General features: G+C 58.8%; 15 protein-coding genes and 4 tRNA genes. 8 read left to right on the forward strand and 11 right to left on the reverse strand.

Features of this window, described 5'->3' with window-relative positions; all coding sequences use genetic code 11:
• Positions 1-147 precede the first annotated feature (147 nt).
• The 5 genes from G5229_RS17550 to G5229_RS17570 all read left to right on the forward strand — a co-directional run bounded on the left by G5229_RS17550 (position 148) and on the right by G5229_RS17570 (position 1,299).
• Positions 148-224: transfer RNA gene (locus G5229_RS17550), tRNA-Arg, on the forward strand.
• A gap of 51 nt (positions 225-275) precedes the next feature.
• Positions 276-351, forward strand: a tRNA-His gene (locus tag G5229_RS17555).
• A gap of 20 nt (positions 352-371) precedes the next feature.
• Positions 372-457, forward strand: a tRNA-Leu gene (locus G5229_RS17560).
• 71 nt (positions 458-528) lie between these two features.
• Positions 529-605, forward strand: a tRNA-Pro gene (locus G5229_RS17565).
• Between the two features lie 178 nt (positions 606-783).
• On the forward strand, positions 784-1,299 hold the full coding sequence (locus tag G5229_RS17570; protein ID WP_421209825.1) for a ricin-type beta-trefoil lectin domain protein: 516 nt from the start codon (positions 784-786) through the stop codon (positions 1,297-1,299).
• A gap of 34 nt (positions 1,300-1,333) precedes the next feature.
• Here G5229_RS17570 and G5229_RS17575 read toward each other — a convergent pair whose 3' ends face one another.
• The 8 genes from G5229_RS17575 to G5229_RS17610 all read right to left on the reverse strand — a co-directional run bounded on the left by G5229_RS17575 (position 1,334) and on the right by G5229_RS17610 (position 9,300).
• A complete protein-coding gene (locus tag G5229_RS17575) occupies positions 1,334-2,149 on the reverse strand; it encodes a Cof-type HAD-IIB family hydrolase (protein ID WP_421209862.1) in 816 nt (271 codons plus the stop codon).
• An 89-nt stretch (positions 2,150-2,238) separates the two neighbouring features.
• On the reverse strand, positions 2,239-3,279 hold the full coding sequence (locus G5229_RS17580) for an alpha/beta fold hydrolase (RefSeq protein WP_160880855.1): 1,041 nt from the start codon (positions 3,277-3,279) through the stop codon (positions 2,239-2,241).
• Positions 3,279-3,938 (reverse strand): CatB-related O-acetyltransferase, encoded by a 660-nt coding sequence (locus tag G5229_RS17585; protein WP_421209828.1) that lies wholly within the window; start codon positions 3,936-3,938, stop codon positions 3,279-3,281. The genes G5229_RS17580 and G5229_RS17585 overlap by 1 nt, the downstream gene beginning before the upstream one ends.
• Complete coding sequence (trmH, locus tag G5229_RS17590; RefSeq protein WP_139438046.1) at positions 3,938-4,669, reverse strand: tRNA (guanosine(18)-2'-O)-methyltransferase TrmH; 732 nt, start codon at positions 4,667-4,669, stop codon at positions 3,938-3,940. Before trmH ends, G5229_RS17585 begins: the two co-directional genes overlap by 1 nt.
• A gap of 44 nt (positions 4,670-4,713) precedes the next feature.
• Positions 4,714-6,831: a bifunctional GTP diphosphokinase/guanosine-3',5'-bis pyrophosphate 3'-pyrophosphohydrolase gene (gene spoT / locus G5229_RS17595; protein WP_005339255.1), complete on the reverse strand. Its 2,118-nt coding sequence runs from the start codon at positions 6,829-6,831 to the stop codon at positions 4,714-4,716.
• A 131-nt stretch (positions 6,832-6,962) separates the two neighbouring features.
• Positions 6,963-7,238, reverse strand: coding sequence for a DNA-directed RNA polymerase subunit omega (rpoZ, locus tag G5229_RS17600; RefSeq protein ID WP_026456240.1), 276 nt, complete (start codon positions 7,236-7,238; stop codon positions 6,963-6,965).
• A gap of 79 nt (positions 7,239-7,317) precedes the next feature.
• Positions 7,318-7,944 carry a guanylate kinase gene (gene gmk / locus G5229_RS17605; protein ID WP_421209830.1) on the reverse strand — a complete coding sequence of 209 codons (627 nt, stop codon included), beginning with the start codon at positions 7,942-7,944 and terminating at the stop codon, positions 7,318-7,320.
• 303 nt (positions 7,945-8,247) lie between these two features.
• A complete protein-coding gene (locus G5229_RS17610) occupies positions 8,248-9,300 on the reverse strand; it encodes a glycosyltransferase family 9 protein (protein ID WP_421209832.1) in 1,053 nt (350 codons plus the stop codon).
• Positions 9,301-9,503: 203 nt separating this feature from the next.
• Between G5229_RS17610 and G5229_RS17615 the strand changes: the two genes are divergently transcribed.
• Positions 9,504-10,217, forward strand: a complete 714-nt coding sequence (locus G5229_RS17615) for a 3-deoxy-D-manno-octulosonic acid kinase (RefSeq protein ID WP_005342265.1) — start codon at positions 9,504-9,506, stop codon at positions 10,215-10,217.
• Between the two features lie 70 nt (positions 10,218-10,287).
• Entirely contained in the window at positions 10,288-11,151 is an 864-nt protein-coding gene (locus tag G5229_RS17620; protein WP_421206756.1) for a sensor domain-containing diguanylate cyclase, read from the forward strand.
• Between the two features lie 6 nt (positions 11,152-11,157).
• On the opposite strand, the gene G5229_RS17625 is transcribed toward G5229_RS17620, so the two are convergent.
• Positions 11,158-12,012 (reverse strand): carboxylate/amino acid/amine transporter, encoded by an 855-nt coding sequence (locus G5229_RS17625; RefSeq protein ID WP_204384776.1) that lies wholly within the window; start codon positions 12,010-12,012, stop codon positions 11,158-11,160.
• Between the two features lie 42 nt (positions 12,013-12,054).
• Between G5229_RS17625 and G5229_RS17630 the strand changes: the two genes are divergently transcribed.
• Positions 12,055-12,513, forward strand: a complete 459-nt coding sequence (locus tag G5229_RS17630; protein ID WP_421206846.1) for a DUF6314 family protein — start codon at positions 12,055-12,057, stop codon at positions 12,511-12,513.
• A 504-nt stretch (positions 12,514-13,017) separates the two neighbouring features.
• On the opposite strand, the gene G5229_RS17635 is transcribed toward G5229_RS17630, so the two are convergent.
• Together G5229_RS17635 and G5229_RS17640 are read right to left on the reverse strand one after the other, a co-directional pair.
• Positions 13,018-13,179 (reverse strand): hypothetical protein, encoded by a 162-nt coding sequence (locus G5229_RS17635; protein WP_005339236.1) that lies wholly within the window; start codon positions 13,177-13,179, stop codon positions 13,018-13,020.
• Positions 13,164-14,063: a DMT family transporter gene (locus G5229_RS17640; protein ID WP_005355734.1), complete on the reverse strand. Its 900-nt coding sequence runs from the start codon at positions 14,061-14,063 to the stop codon at positions 13,164-13,166. The genes G5229_RS17635 and G5229_RS17640 overlap by 16 nt, the downstream gene beginning before the upstream one ends.
• Positions 14,064-14,136: the final 73 nt, after the last annotated feature.

Below are 14,136 nucleotides of genomic sequence, written 5' to 3' on the forward strand. Positions count from 1 at the left end.
ATGTGTGCCTTTTTGCCAGGCCACAGGCAGGTAAGTGGAAGAAAAACACACAGATTGCCTGAAAAAACAACGAACAGTGCTTCGGTGACAGAAAAGTGTAGACAAACCGGCAACCATCATTAATAATGCGCCCCGTTCGACAGCGTAGCGCCCGTAGCTCAGCTGGATAGAGCGCTGCCCTCCGGAGGCAGAGGTCACAGGTTCGAATCCTGTCGGGCGCACCATAAAAAGTGCGTCGGTTAAACGGGCGTTGTTGTGGAACGAAAACAGCTGTGGTGGCTGTAGCTCAGTTGGTAGAGTCCCGGATTGTGATTCCGGTTGTCGTGGGTTCGAGCCCCATCAGCCACCCCATTTTACAGCTTGTCAGGTACGCGAAGGTGGCGGAATTGGTAGACGCGCTAGCTTCAGGTGTTAGTGCCCCCCGGGTGTGAGGGTTCGAGTCCCTCTCTTCGCACCATACTTGCTGTATGACGAGGATGGCCATCAGGTCGTCTTTGTTTTTTGAAAAACGCTATTTTTGAATAGCATCGGTGATTAGCGCAGCCCGGTAGCGCATCTGGTTTGGGACCAGAGGGTCAAAGGTTCGAATCCTTTATCACCGACCACATTTAGAAAAACCTCGCTTCGGCGAGGTTTTTTGCTTTCCGGCCTTTACTGCGCCTGCACGCTTTCTCTGTTACGTCTGTTTACACTCTATCAGGGCAGAGTGCCCCACCTTTCGGTTATGCTTCAGCCTCGAGTCACTGACAAACGGATGTCATCGGCCCATTTCAGGCATTTTCCATGAATAACAAAATTTCCCTTGCTTGCTCTCCCGCTCTGCTGGTCGCCTTGTTGCTGGGAGGATGTACCATCAAGCCGCCATCAACCGATGAAATGATGGACTCAATCGCTTCGATACCGTCGGAGGATCGGGTGCTTTCTCCCTTGCTGACCAGCGGCGATTTTTGTGTCGCAGTATCCCAACAGAAGGTGTTGGCACAACCCTGCAGCGGAAAAGACGATCAACTGTTCGAGTGGGATCTGGGTGAGTTGCGTCTGCAGGATCTCTGCCTGCAAGCCAAAAGTGACAGCGAAGTGATGCTGGCACCCTGTGACGGTCAGGCACAGTGGGAGTGGCAGAAAGACAGACTGTTCAACAGCAAGGTCTCCCGCTGCCTCGATGTGGCCGGGCGACGCCATACCCCCGGCACGCCTCTGCGGTTGGCTGAATGCTACGGCGGTGCGAACCAGAGCTTCAGCTGGCAGCGGCCCAATCCCTGGCTGGAGACTCTGAAAAAACAAAGCCTCACATGGTGAGGCTTTGCTGAATCGGATGGCGGGCTGAAGAGGATCAGGCTGCGCTGACGCTCTCCAGCTCGAACAGCTTCTCCAGATAGACGGCGACGCCATCTTCATCGGAGGTGAGGGTCTGCTCATGCTCTGGCAGCGCCATTTTCAGGCGGTCATGGGCGTTGCCCATAACGATGCCGCGTCCCACCATGGTCAACATCTCGAAGTCGTTCATGCCATCGCCGAAGGCGATCGCCTCCGACATGTCGAACCCGTTCTGCTCCAGCACGGCACGCACAGCATTGCCCTTGTGCACCCCGGCGTGCATCACTTCGAGACAGTCCGGCAGGGAGAAGGTGACGTTGAGCTGATCGCCGTAGCATTGGTTGAGGTGTGCCTCGATCTTCAGCAGCTTCTCGTGGTCGCCGATGTAGAACACCTTGTTGATCTGCTCTTTCGGTTCCTGTTTCAGGTCATCGACCAGACGGTAGGTGAACCCTGACTCGTCGTGGAACTGCAGCAGCCAGGGCAGCTCCTCTTCCACCACCCAATCATCACCCTGATAGACATTGAGGTGGATAGAGGGGTCGCGCTCCAGCGCAATCAGTTCGGCGGCGATCTCGGTCGGCAGCGGCTGGTTGAAAATCAGCTGATCCTGTTTGTCATGGACCACGGCGCCATTGGAGGTAATGAGGTAGATGTCCATCCCCAGCGCATCGCGGAAGCTGCGTACGTCAACGTGATGACGGCCGGTGGCGACCACGAATTTCACACCTTGTTCTACCAGGCGGTGCAGGGTATCCCGGGTACGGGGAGAGATCTGGTGCTGCTTGTTGAGCAGAGTGCCATCGAGATCGGATACAACTACCTTGAACATCATTACCTCGGCATCGATTGAAAACAGGGGCAGTTTACCTTAGCCCGCACTGTCACCCCATTTATTTAGGGTTACAAAAAATAGCCAGCTCAGAAGCGGGCGAAAAAGTCGACCATCGCGGTCAGGGCTGGCTGGCGCTTGTCATCGGATTCGATAAACAGCTCGTGCCAGGCACCCTCGATGCGCAGTGGTTTGCCCCCTTCGCACTTGGCTATGGTGCAGAAGCGATCCTGCGCGGCATTGTCCACCACGCTGTCGTTGCCAGCCTGCAGTACCAGCAGCGGGGTTTTGATGGCGCCCGCATCGGCGATGGCGGCATCGGCACCGGTGATCCCCTGATAAATCCAGTGGGCGGTGGCGCCACCCAGCTTGATCTGCGGGTGCTGCTCGTAGATTTGGCGGAAGGCCTGATAGCGGGGCTGGCTGTGAGTCAGTTCGTTATCGGCAAAGCCGTGATCCTGATAGGCTCCCTGACCGGGGCCGTAGGGAGGCTCACTAATCCAACCGCCGACCGTGCCTATGGTGCTCGCCAATCCCTTGGCCAGCCACTTGGGCAGACCGCCGAGATTGATGCCCAGCATGGGGGAGGAGAGTACGGCTGCTTTGATATCATCGGGCCAGCGCTCCAGATAGCGGGCCGAGATGGCACCGCCCATGGAGTGGGCCAGCAGGAACAGCTTGGCAGGTTGGTCCGCCATGATGATCTGGTCGTGAAACTGCTTCAGATCGGCCACATAATCGTCGAACTGGTCGACATATCCCTTCTGCGGGTCATTCAGCATCCGGTCGGACATCCCCTGACCGCGATGGTCGATGAGATAGAGGCTGTAGCCCTGACGCCAGAGATCCCACGCCAGCTCCTGATACTTGAGGTAGCTTTCGACCCGGCCATTGACGATCAGGATGGCGCGATCGACCTTCTCCTGCCGCAGCGCGGCATAGCGGATGGTCACCCCATCCTTGCCCTTGAACTCTCCTTCCACCGCATGCTGGCGCCAGAAGTCGGGCAGGGTTTGCTGGTAGAGGCTGGGTACATCGGCTTCGCTGGTGAGCTGATAGGTATTGGTCACGGCAAGGGCTCCGGCAGAAAACAGGGTCAGGGCCAACAGGGAAAGAGAGAGGGGTTTCATCAGGCACACTCCTGTTGCCAATGGTGATAAAGGGCGGCGATATCCCCCGAGCAGAGCAGCGCCATGCAGGCTTGCAAGCGAGGCAGGGGCCAGTCCCACCACTGCATCTCTTGCAGCATGAGGATCTGCTCATCGTTGAAACGGCGGCGGATCGGTTGGGCCGGGTTGCCGCCGACTATGGTGTAAGGGGCCACATCCTTGGTCACCACGGCGCGGGTGGCGATGACGGCACCATCACCTATGGTGATGCCGGGCATGATCATCGCTTCCGAGCCGATCCAGACATCGTTGCCAATCCGGGTGTCCCCCTTGCGCTGGAAGCCGCTGTGGGCACCTTCGCCAAAGGTGTCGGGGTTGAACGGGAAGGTTGAGACCCAATCCAGCCGGTGGCCCTGATTGCCCGCCAACATGAAGGTGGCGCCCGAGCCGATGGAGCAGAACTTGCCGATGATCAGCCGATCCACCTCGCCCCAGAGGCCGCTCTCCCAGGTGTCGCGGGTCGAGCCATCGCCGAGCAGGTAGCGGACGCAGTGATCCTCGAACGGTTTGCCGTGGTAGTAGCCGGAGTAGTAGCTGTAGTCGCCGGCCTCTATGTTCGGGTTGGTCAGGTGATCCCGGATGATTTGCGATTCCAGCCAGCTGCCAAAAGGGTTCTCCATCACTCCTCCTGTAGGTCGTCCTGCTCGCTCTGCTGTGCCCACCCTTTGCGGGTCAGCTGCATCCGTTGCCACCACTCTTCGTCCGCCAGAATTTCACCGGCCGGGCCGAGCTGGGGGTAGGGTATCTCTTTCTCTTTGCAGAGCTGGGCATAGATAGGATAACCCCCCTCGAACAGGATGCTGTTCTGCTCCTCCAGCGTGAGCGGGCAGCCGCGCTGATAGCAACCGGCCAGCTCGCGCTGACGCTGGGCTTCGTAGAGGATGGCGGCAGCAGCCACCGAGACGTTGAGGGACTGCACCATGCCGACCATGGGAATGACAATATGGTGGTCGGCCAGCGCCAGCGCCTCTTCACCGATGCCGTGTTTCTCCTGACCCACCAGAATGGCGGTCGGTTTGGTGTAGTCGATAGCGCGAAAATCGACGGAGCTGTCGGAGAGGTGGGTTGCCAGGATCTGCATGCCTGAAGCTTTCAGCTCGGCAACGGCTGTGCCGATATCCGGGTGCAGTTTTACATCCACCCAGTTCTGGCTGCCGCGGGCGGTGCCCTTGCGCTTATGGATCCAGGTTTTGGGCCAGACGGCGTGTACCCGGTGGATGCCGATGGCATCGGCGGTACGCACGATAGCGGCCAGATTGTGAGGTTTGTGGACCTCTTCCATACAGACGGTCAAATCGAGCTGACGCTGGGCCAGCATATCGGTGATGCGCTTGAAGCGTTCGGGGGTCATGGCTTGTCTCTATAAAAGCAGCAGGCGGCTTGCGCCGCCTGTGTTCAGTTCTTCTGTCGGCTCACCTTGAGCACGTTGGGCATCACGCGGATCTTGCGCATGATGTTGGCCAGGTGGATGCGGCTCTTGGTGGTGATGAGCAGGCTGACCTGATAGACCCGGCCATCCTTCTCTTCGGTGCTGATGGCGTGAATGTTGGCGCCGGTGGCGGCAATCACGTTGGCCAGCTCGGCCAGCGCACCCTGATGGTTGACGATCTCGATGCTGATACCGGTGCGGAACTCCTGTTCCTGCTCCTTGTCCACTTCCCACTGCACCGGCAGGTACTTGTCCGGCTCCTTGCTGTAGCCCTTGATGTTGCGACAGGCTTCCTGGTGGATCACCAGACCCTTGCCCGGGCTGATGTGGGCGATAATGGCATCCCCCGGGATCGGGCGGCAGCAGTTGGCGAAGGTGACCAGCATGCCGTCGGCACCCTTGATCGGCATCTTTTTGCTGCTGGTTTTGGGCTGTTCTTCCGGCGGCAGTTCATCCCCTAGCATGCGGCGCGCCACCATAACACTCATGGCGTTGCCGAGGCCCACATCGGCCAGCAGCCCCTGCAGGTTCTCATGCTTGGTATCAGCCAGCACCTGCTTGATGCGCGGCTCGGGGATGTCTTCGATATTCTTGGCGCCCAGCGCATGGTTGAGCAGGCGGCGACCCAGCACCACCGACTCTTCGGTGCGCAGGTTCTTGAGGAATTGGCGGATTTTGGATCGTGCCTTGGTGGTCACCACAAAGTTGAGCCAGGCCGCGTTGGGGCGAGCGCCCGGTGCCGTGATGATCTCCACCGTCTGGCCCGAGTGCAGCGGGCTGCTGAGCGGGTAGGGGTGGCGGTCGACCCGCGAACCGACGCAGGCATGGCCGATATCGGTGTGCACCGTGTAGGCGAAGTCCACCGGCGTGGCGCCAGCGGGCAGCTCCATGATGCGTCCTTCCGGCGTGAACACGTAGATCTCGTCGGGGAAGAGGTCGGTCTTGACCCCTTCGATAAATTCAAACGAGCTGCCGGCGCTCTGTTGCAATTCCAGCAGGCTCTGCATCCAGCGCTGGGCGCGGATCTGGGCAGTGGTGCCCGAGCTGTCGCCATCCTGCTTGTAGGCCCAGTGGGCGGCAACCCCTTTGTCGGCCATCTGGTCCATGAACTCGGTGCGGATCTGCACCTCGACCGGTACCCCGTGCGGCCCCACCAAAGAGGTGTGCAGCGACTGGTAGCCGTTGGTCTTGGGGATGGCGATGTAATCCTTGAAGCGGCCGGGGCGCGGCTTGTAGAGGCTGTGCATCTGTCCCAGCACCCGGTAACAGGTATCTATGTCCTTCACCTTGACACGAAAGGCGTAGATATCCATTACCTCATGAAATTGCAGCTCTTTTTTCTCCATCTTGTTGTAGATGGAGAACAGATTCTTCTCGCGGCCACTGACCTGATGCTCGATCCCTGCCTCTTTCAGGCGACCGCTGATTTCGCTCTGGATGGAGTCGATGATCTCGCGGCGATTGCCACGAGCGCGGCGCACCGATTCGCGCAACACGCGGGATCGCATGGGATAGAGCGCCTCGAAACCCAGCTCTTCCAGCTCGTTCTTCATGGTGTGAATACCGAGGCGGTTGGCGATGGGGGCGAAGATTTCGAGGGTTTCCCGGGCGATGCGGCGGCGCTTGTCAGGGCGCAGCGAGCCTAGCGTGCGCATGTTGTGAGTGCGGTCGGCCAGCTTGATCAGAATGACCCGGATATCCTGGGTCATTGCCATCACCATCTTGCGGAAGTTCTCGGCCTGCGCCTCTTTGCGATCGCGAAACTTCAGCTTGTCGAGCTTGGAGACCCCGGCCACCAGTTCTGCAACCGCATTGCCAAACTGCTCGGCCAGATCGGCCTTGGTGACAGAGGTGTCTTCGATGACGTCGTGCAACACGGCGGCCATCAGGGTTTCATGGTCGAGGCGCATGTCACCCAGGATCCGGGCAACGGCAACAGGGTGGGTAATATAGGGTTCGCCACTGGAACGCATCTGACCCTGGTGGGCATCACGGGCCACCACATAGGCTTGCTTGAGCTTCTCAACCTGCTCTGGCGGCAGGTAGGAACTGGCTATTTCTTTAAGGTTTTCAAATAAATACAAGACAGTCCCCGCAGCGGTGAAACGGCAATTCGTGGAATTGAGGGTATAGCCCTGAGTTTGCGAGGTTTTCGAGCGGTTGTAAATGGGGATGAACAGTCGGCACCCGGGCGGGTGCCAACCGGAGGAATAACTTAACCGCGGCCTTCGGCGATGGCAGCAACGGCAGCCAGCTCGGCGGCTTCCTGCTCTTGCTGTTCGTAGCGGTCCTGGGTGTCCATCACTTGATTGTTCACCAGACCCAGTTCGATCTCACGCAGGGCGATCACGGTCGGCTTGTCGTTCTCTTCTTCAACCAGGGGATCTTTGCCTTGTACCGCGATTTGACGAGCGCGGCGCGCGGCGACCAGCACCAGGTCAAAACGGTTACCAACCTGTTTTACAGCATCTTCTACAGTAACGCGTGCCATGCAGGACTCCAGTGTTTGGGCTTTCTGTATTTAGAAAAGCAGTGTTTAAAAATGACGCAAAAGTTTACTTGTTTTTGGCTTACTCTGCCAGTAGCTGTTGCAGCAAGTTTTTTTGAGCCTGTTGCTGGTGACGCATCTCCAGCCGTTGGCACTCAATAATGGACCTGAGCTGGAACAGTGCCTGCTCGAACTCTTCATTGATAATGACATAGTCATACTCGTCGTAGTGCACCATTTCGGCAATGGCTTTCGCCATCCGGCCGGCAATCACTTCGGCGCTGTCCTGACCGCGCCCAATCAGGCGGCGTTCCAGCTCTTCGCGGCTGGGGGGCAGGATGAAGATGGATTTGGTCGGCATCTGCTCGCGGATCTGGCGGGCACCTTGCCAGTCGATGTCGAGGAATACGTCGATCCCCTTGGCCAGACAGGCTTCGATGGTGGCGCGGGAGGTGCCGTAGTAGTTGCCGAACACTTCGGCCCACTCCAGAAAATCACCGCGTTCGATCAGCGCCTTGAACTCTTCCACCTGAACGAAGTGGTAGTGGACGCCGTGCTCTTCGCCCGGGCGGGTGGCGCGAGTGGTGTGGGAAACCGATAGCTGCATCTTGCCAGCTTGATTGTGGTTGGTCAGCAAGGCATTGAGCAGACTGGATTTACCCGCGCCGCTCGGAGAGGAGATGATATAGAGAGTGCCTTGTTGCGCCATATTATTACCTTTAATCGAAACCGCTGTTTTGGTTGTAGCAGAGACCGCCGTCTTGTGCCCGAAAGGGAGACAGCCAAACGCAAAACGCGGAAAATTCTTGAGTCAGGAGGATGTAAAGGCGGCGAATTTTACCAGAATGCGGCGAATAAAAAAACGGCCGGAATCATATTCCAGCCGATCAAAGTATTCGTAGCTTGCTGCGGGAGCGTAACCCACATCAGCCTGCATTGTGCCTTTGGCTGAGGGCAGAGGCTATCAGGTTATCCCTGCCTGATGGCTCGGAATTCCCGAGGTGCCCTGTCACTACGGCAGTTGACGATCTGCACAGAGCCGATCGAACGCGGCGGTCACCTGCTCGCTGGTGATTTTTCGCATGGCCTCCGGGTCTTTGAGACGGGTGCGCCAGCTCAATTCGGCCAGCGGCTTGCCGGTCTCCTGCTCGACCAGCTCCTGATAGACGCTGACCACGTAGTCGCGGCACAGATAGGGGCCGGTGCGGGCCGGATTGTGGTGGGCATAGAGGCCGATCACCGGCGTGCCCACTATGGTGGCCATATGGGTGGGGCCGGTATCGGGGGCCAGTACCAGACTCGCCTCGCCAATCAGCGCCAATAACTGCTTGAGGTTGGTCTGCCCCACCAGATCGACCGGTTTACTCTGGCTGAGTTGCCGGATCTCGGCAGCCAGATCCCGCTCCAGTTTGGCAGGCCCGCCACAGAGATAGACCTGAAAGCCCTTGTTGGCGGCGTGATCTGCCAGCGCGGCATAGCCTGCGGCAGTCCAGTTTTTGAATGCCTTGCTGGCGGCTGCGCAGATAAGCAGAGTCGGTTTGCCGCCAATCTTCTCCCTTGCCCACGCCTGATGATCGGCGCTGATGGGCAGTTGCCAGTCCGGGGTCAGATCCTGGATGCCGAGCTCTTTGGCGAAAGCGAGGAAACCGTCCAGCACATGGGGGGAGGCAGGCGAAGGTACCTTGTGGTTGGTGAACAGCCACTGGCCGTCGTTGGCCCGCTCCCGATCAAACCCGAGTTTGACCTTGGCCTTGATGCCGAGGGTTGCGATGCTGGCCCGCATCGCCGCCTGCAGGTGGAGCAGGGCATCGAATTTGCGCCCCTTGAGGGTATGCCAGAGATCGCGATAGCCGCGCCACCCCTTGCTCTTGTCGAAGGGGATCACCTCGACCCCAGGCAGATCGGCAAACAGGGTTGCCTCGATTTTGCCGGTGATCCAGGTGATACGGGTCTGTGGCCACTCCCGCTGGATGACGCGCACCAGCGCCAGTGCGTGGCAGCAATCCCCGATGGCGGAGAGCCGCAGGATGCAGATGGAGGAGGGAGGCGTTTGAAATAGCGGCATGTTGTGGCGCACGGCTGGCAAAAAGGGTGAATGGCATTATGCAAACTCCCCTCTGGATTGTAAAATTGCGCACAATCGTCAGCCGGGCTTTGCCACCTGAATAGCAGCCGCCATGGCTGGCACATGTTGCGGGCATGCCACAGTCGCAGCCTCATCGCCCATAAACAGGGGCGATCAACGACCCACCGAGCGGGATCTCCACGATGCGAGTACAGACCGAACACAACCAGATCTGCTGGTATGCCGAAGGGGCCTTTCGCGACCCATCTCCCCAGTTATTCGATCCTGCCTGGTGGCAGAACAACCGTCAGGTGGTGGGAACCTCCATCGGACGGGGAGTGACCTGGTTCGTCAAGGATGAGTCCCGCCATCTGGTGCTGCGCCACTACTATCGCGGCGGCATGGTGGGCAAGGTGGTGCGGGATCGCTTCTGGTTCGAAGGGGTCGAGTCGAGCCGCGCCATGGCCGAATACACCCTGCTGGCCAAGTTGTGTGAGCTGGGGTTACCGGTGCCGCGTCCGTTTGGCGCCCGTATGGTCAAACAGGGCCCCTTCTATCGCGCCGATATCCTGATCGAGCGAATTCGCGGTGCCAAGGATATGGTGGCGCTGCTCAAGCAGGGGCCGGTGGTGACCGAGGTGTGGCACAAGATAGGTCAGACGGTGCGTCAGCTGCACGATGCCGGGGTTTATCACGCCGATCTCAACAGTCACAACCTGCTGCTCGATAAAGAGGGCAAGGTGTGGGTGATCGATTTTGACAAGGGTGCGATCCGTTCCCCCGGTGAATGGCAGAAGGCCAATCTGGAACGCTTGCTTCGTTCATTCAATAAAGAGTCTCAACTGCATACCAGTTTCCACTTCGTACCGGAGAACTGGCAGACCTTGATGAACGGGTATCAGGGAAAAGCGCTCTGACCCTGTTGCTCGGCGTGAACGCCAATGTTACTTATTGAGCAGGTATTCAGATCCTGTTTCGAGGCGCCCCATGGAAATGCTCAAGACACCTTTGGTCGATGTGACTGCCCGGCTTGATCCGGGTCTGCTGTCTGATGCCATGGCGCTGCTGGAGGCGGGGATCTGGAGCTGGTCAGCCCAACATGGACTGCAGCGTGATCCCTCCTGCCTGCGCCTGTTGGGATTGGGAGAGTGCTGGCCGGATGATCTTGGCTGGCTGGATCGGGTGCATCCCGACGATGTTACCCGGCTGGAAGATGCCCTGCTCGCCTGCCAGAGCGGCCGCAGCAGCGGTCTGCGCCTCGAATACCGCATTCTGCATCATCACGGTCACTACATCCGGCTGGAAGAGCGGATGCGTCGCGATGAGCGGGGTTATCTGCTGGGGGTCGTCCGTCACCTCGATCCCGCTGCCGTGCTGGTGGAGGAGCGACATGGCACCGATCCGCTGACCGGACTGGAGAGCCGTGGCCGTTTCGAGCAACTGCTTGAAGAGCGGCTGGCGACCGAGAGCGGCACTTTCAGTCTGTTGCAGTTCTCGGTCGATCACATGGCCAAAATCCAGCAGTTGTTTGGTGAAGCGGCTTGCGACGCCATGCTGGCCAAGCTGGCGCGTATCGTGCGTCACGAACTGCGGCGGGAAGATCCCTTCGCCCGCTGGGATGAGGACGGTTTTATCCTGATGCTCTCCCAGACCGAGCGGATGAGTGCGCTGGAGATCGCCGAGCGGCTGCGCCTCGAGATTGCCGATGCCAGCCTGCTGTCACAGCGGCCGGTCACCGTCAGCATCGGGCTGGTGCAGAGTCAGGCTGGCGAGCTGCTCGATCATCTGCTGGCCCGGCTGGCCAGCTGTCACAGTCAGGCCAGACGGGAGCACAACACCGTCGTCGGCTGAGTGCGGTCAGGGTAGGCCGCGCTTGTCACGCTGGCAGACCCAGAGCGAGGCCAGCATCAGCAGGCCGCCGATGGTCAGTCGGGTCAGGTCGGTATCCTTGCCCCAGAGCAGCAGATTGACCAGCAAGCCGGCCGGAATTAGCGCATTGTTCATGATGGCCAGCACCCCGCTGGTGACCAGCGTCGCCCCCTTGTTCCAGAGGAAGTAGCCGAGGCCGGAGGCACCCACCCCCAACCAGAGCAGAATGCCCCACTGCAACCCTGACGTTGGGTATTGCGGCTTGCCCAGCAGCCACCAGGCGGGCAATGCGATCACCAGCGCTCCCAGATAGAAGCAGCCGAACACCGCCAGTTGCGGCGGTTGCTCCGCCTCCCTTGCCAGCAGTACCTTGTAGCCCACTTGACCTAGGGCGAAACAGAGGTTGGCCCCCTGCACCACCAGAAATCCCAGCACATAACTTTCGGTCAGGCCGTCGAAGCGGATGACGGCAGCCCCGAGCACCGCCAGCAGGGCGCCCCACAGATAGGTGGGCTTGAAGCGCCCCTCCAGCAGATCGTGGAGCAGGGTGACGTAGATGGGGGTGAAGATGGTAAAGACCAGTACTTCCGGCACCGTCAGCAGCAGGAAGGAGTGGTAGTAGAAGAGATACATGATGCCGAGCTGGATGGCGCCCAGCGCCATCAGCTTGGCCGCCAGATCGGGGCGCAGCCAGCGGCGGCGCAGGAAGGGGAGAAACACCAGACTGGCGAGGGCGATGCGGGTCAGCACCGAGAAGTAGGCATCCACCTGACCGGCGAGGTAGACCCCGATCAGGCTGAAGGAGAATGACCAGAGCAGGGTGACCCCTATCAAGTAGTTCATGTGTTTGATTTATCGTCAGTTGTCAATTTTAAGGGGGCTATGATGGCCGAGATGGAAGCGGCAATCCAGCGTTTATGGGCGCGATTGCCACAGGTCGGAGCATTTTTCTTTACCGCCAGCAATGGCGAGGGGTCGGCGACCGACTGGAATGGTCGGGGCGAGGGGCGTGTGCAGGTGGCCGATCATCAGGGGGGCTGGCTGTTTAACGAGCATGGCCGTTACATCACGCCTCATGGTAGGGAGCTCGCCATGCACAACCGCTTCTGGTGGCAGCGCAGTGCGCGGGGGATCCGTCTCTCCCATCTGCGTTATGAGGAGCCGGTCGAACTGTTCGAGCTGCTGCCGCAGGGGGATGGCTGCTGGCTGACCGCCGAGCCCCATCTGTGCGGGGCGGATCACTACAGCGCCGAGCTGACCGAGATAGACGGCGGTTTTCTGCTGAGCTGGCAGATCACCGGGCCGCGCAAGAACGAGCGACTCAGCTATCGCTATTCGGTTTGAGTTTCAGATGGTTGTCGTTGGCTTTTTTGGCCAGTCAGTCTGATATATCAGGCTGACTGGTGGAATGTGTATCAGTCTGGCGAGCTCGGCTAAGTTTCCCGTGAAGGTGTTGCTCACACTCTATGTTGTCAGTAGCTCTGCAAAAGCGTTTATCAGCCTTATCAGGGCAAACGCTGCTACGGCAACGCATAGGTTTTCTAACGGACTATTGGTCGCCAAGGCATGAAGGGTATCGGATATGACAAGATCAGTACGCATGTAAATTACCTTAATGAGTCGGTTTTATTCCTAATACCCAGTTCTTTAAGGATTCACTGTTGGTGAGAAACCACTGTTAGATCAGCCCCCCATCAAAACAGTTGATAACAGGTAACGGTCTTCTCCTGATCTCGAACATAAAAAAACCGGCGCAGAGCGCCGGTAGCGGGGGACAAATCGGAGGTTTTTTAAAACAGTCCCAAAAACAGGAGAGATAGACTCTCGTCACACATTCAGAGATGGACTTCAGGCATTCAGGGCATAGCTCAACATGGCTTGCAGCTTGCTATCGAAGAACCAGGGCAGCAGTACCATCAGCAGGCCCAGGATCCCGGCCAGTCGCTGGCGATACTGCCAGCCGGCAATCAGTACCAGACCACCGCACAGTGTGGTCAGGATGCCTGACATAGGGAGACCTCGCGCTGCATGCGACGCTGTTGCGCCCACTGGTTCATGGCGACCGAGCCGAGGATCAGGGCCAGAGCAACACCTGTGGTGGGATGGATCTGCTCGCCGAGGAACAGGGCACCCAGCATCACGCCGAACAGCGGCACCAGATAGTTGCTGAAGGAGGCGAACGTCGGGCCGGCCTTCTGGATCAGCGCCATGTAGAGGAAGTAGACCAGACCGGTACAGAGGGTACCCAGCACGGTGATCGCGCTCAGGGCCTGGGTGCTCGGCAGGGTCAGGCTGCTGAGATCAACCATGAAGGGGGCGACCAGCAGCAACTGGATTGCCGAGGAGATCAGGATATTGCGGGCGACCACGACCGGATGGTCCTTGGCGAAGCGCTTGATCATCAGCAGGCCGATGGCGAAGCAGCTGGCTCCCAGCAGGATGGCCATGGCACCAAGCAGACCGGCGTTCATGCCCTGGGAGAGTTTCGGCCAGAACAGGGTGAGCACACCGGCAAAGCCGATGATCACGGAAAGCAGACCGGTTTTGGTTATTCTTTCACCAGAAATAAACAGCGGTGCAGCCAGAATGGTCACAAACGGGATACAACCCATGACCACGGCGGCGATTGCGCTATCCACGTACTGTTGGCCCCAGGCGACCATGATGAAGGGGATGGTGGCATCCAGCAGGGCGATCAGCATATAGGTGCGCCACGGGGTGTGTTCACTCTTGAGTCGCATGAACAGGCAGAGCAGACCCAGGGTCAGGCTGCCGCACAGGGCACGACCGGCAGCCACCAGAATGGGGGGCAACTCGGCAACGGCTTGGTGCATGAAAATGAATTGGGAACCCCACAGCAGGCCAATGGCCAGCAATAACAGATAGCTACGCATTTGAATCTCCGATGTATTAAGCCAGCGCATTCTAGGCAATCTGTTACTATGGTAAAAATGAATTGTTGGCATT

Source organism: Aeromonas sp. 602396 (assembly GCF_049173735.1).
GTDB classification, from domain to species: Bacteria; Pseudomonadota; Gammaproteobacteria; order Enterobacterales; family Aeromonadaceae; genus Aeromonas; species Aeromonas veronii_A.

Bases quoted from the DNA above. Each gene is read 5' to 3' on its own strand.
- G5229_RS17575 (WP_421209862.1), bottom strand. From the start codon at position 2,149: ATGTTCAAGGTAGTTGTATCCGATCTCGATGGCACTCTGCTCAACAAG.
- G5229_RS17625 (WP_204384776.1), bottom strand. From the start codon at position 12,012: ATGAACTACTTGATAGGGGTCACCCTGCTCTGGTCATTCTCCTTCAGC.
- G5229_RS17630 (WP_421206846.1), top strand. From the start codon at position 12,055: ATGGCCGAGATGGAAGCGGCAATCCAGCGTTTATGGGCGCGATTGCCA.
- trmH (WP_139438046.1), bottom strand. From the start codon at position 4,669: ATGACCCCCGAACGCTTCAAGCGCATCACCGATATGCTGGCCCAGCGT.
- G5229_RS17610 (WP_421209832.1), bottom strand. From the start codon at position 9,300: ATGCCGCTATTTCAAACGCCTCCCTCCTCCATCTGCATCCTGCGGCTC.
- G5229_RS17580 (WP_160880855.1), bottom strand. From the start codon at position 3,279: ATGAAACCCCTCTCTCTTTCCCTGTTGGCCCTGACCCTGTTTTCTGCC.
- G5229_RS17570 (WP_421209825.1), top strand. From the start codon at position 784: ATGAATAACAAAATTTCCCTTGCTTGCTCTCCCGCTCTGCTGGTCGCC.
- G5229_RS17585 (WP_421209828.1), bottom strand. From the start codon at position 3,938: ATGGAGAACCCTTTTGGCAGCTGGCTGGAATCGCAAATCATCCGGGAT.
- gmk (WP_421209830.1), bottom strand. From the start codon at position 7,944: ATGGCGCAACAAGGCACTCTCTATATCATCTCCTCTCCGAGCGGCGCG.
- G5229_RS17640 (WP_005355734.1), bottom strand. From the start codon at position 14,063: ATGCGTAGCTATCTGTTATTGCTGGCCATTGGCCTGCTGTGGGGTTCC.
- G5229_RS17615 (WP_005342265.1), top strand. From the start codon at position 9,504: ATGCGAGTACAGACCGAACACAACCAGATCTGCTGGTATGCCGAAGGG.
- G5229_RS17620 (WP_421206756.1), top strand. From the start codon at position 10,288: ATGGAAATGCTCAAGACACCTTTGGTCGATGTGACTGCCCGGCTTGAT.
- G5229_RS17635 (WP_005339236.1), bottom strand. From the start codon at position 13,179: ATGTCAGGCATCCTGACCACACTGTGCGGTGGTCTGGTACTGATTGCC.
- rpoZ (WP_026456240.1), bottom strand. From the start codon at position 7,238: ATGGCACGCGTTACTGTAGAAGATGCTGTAAAACAGGTTGGTAACCGT.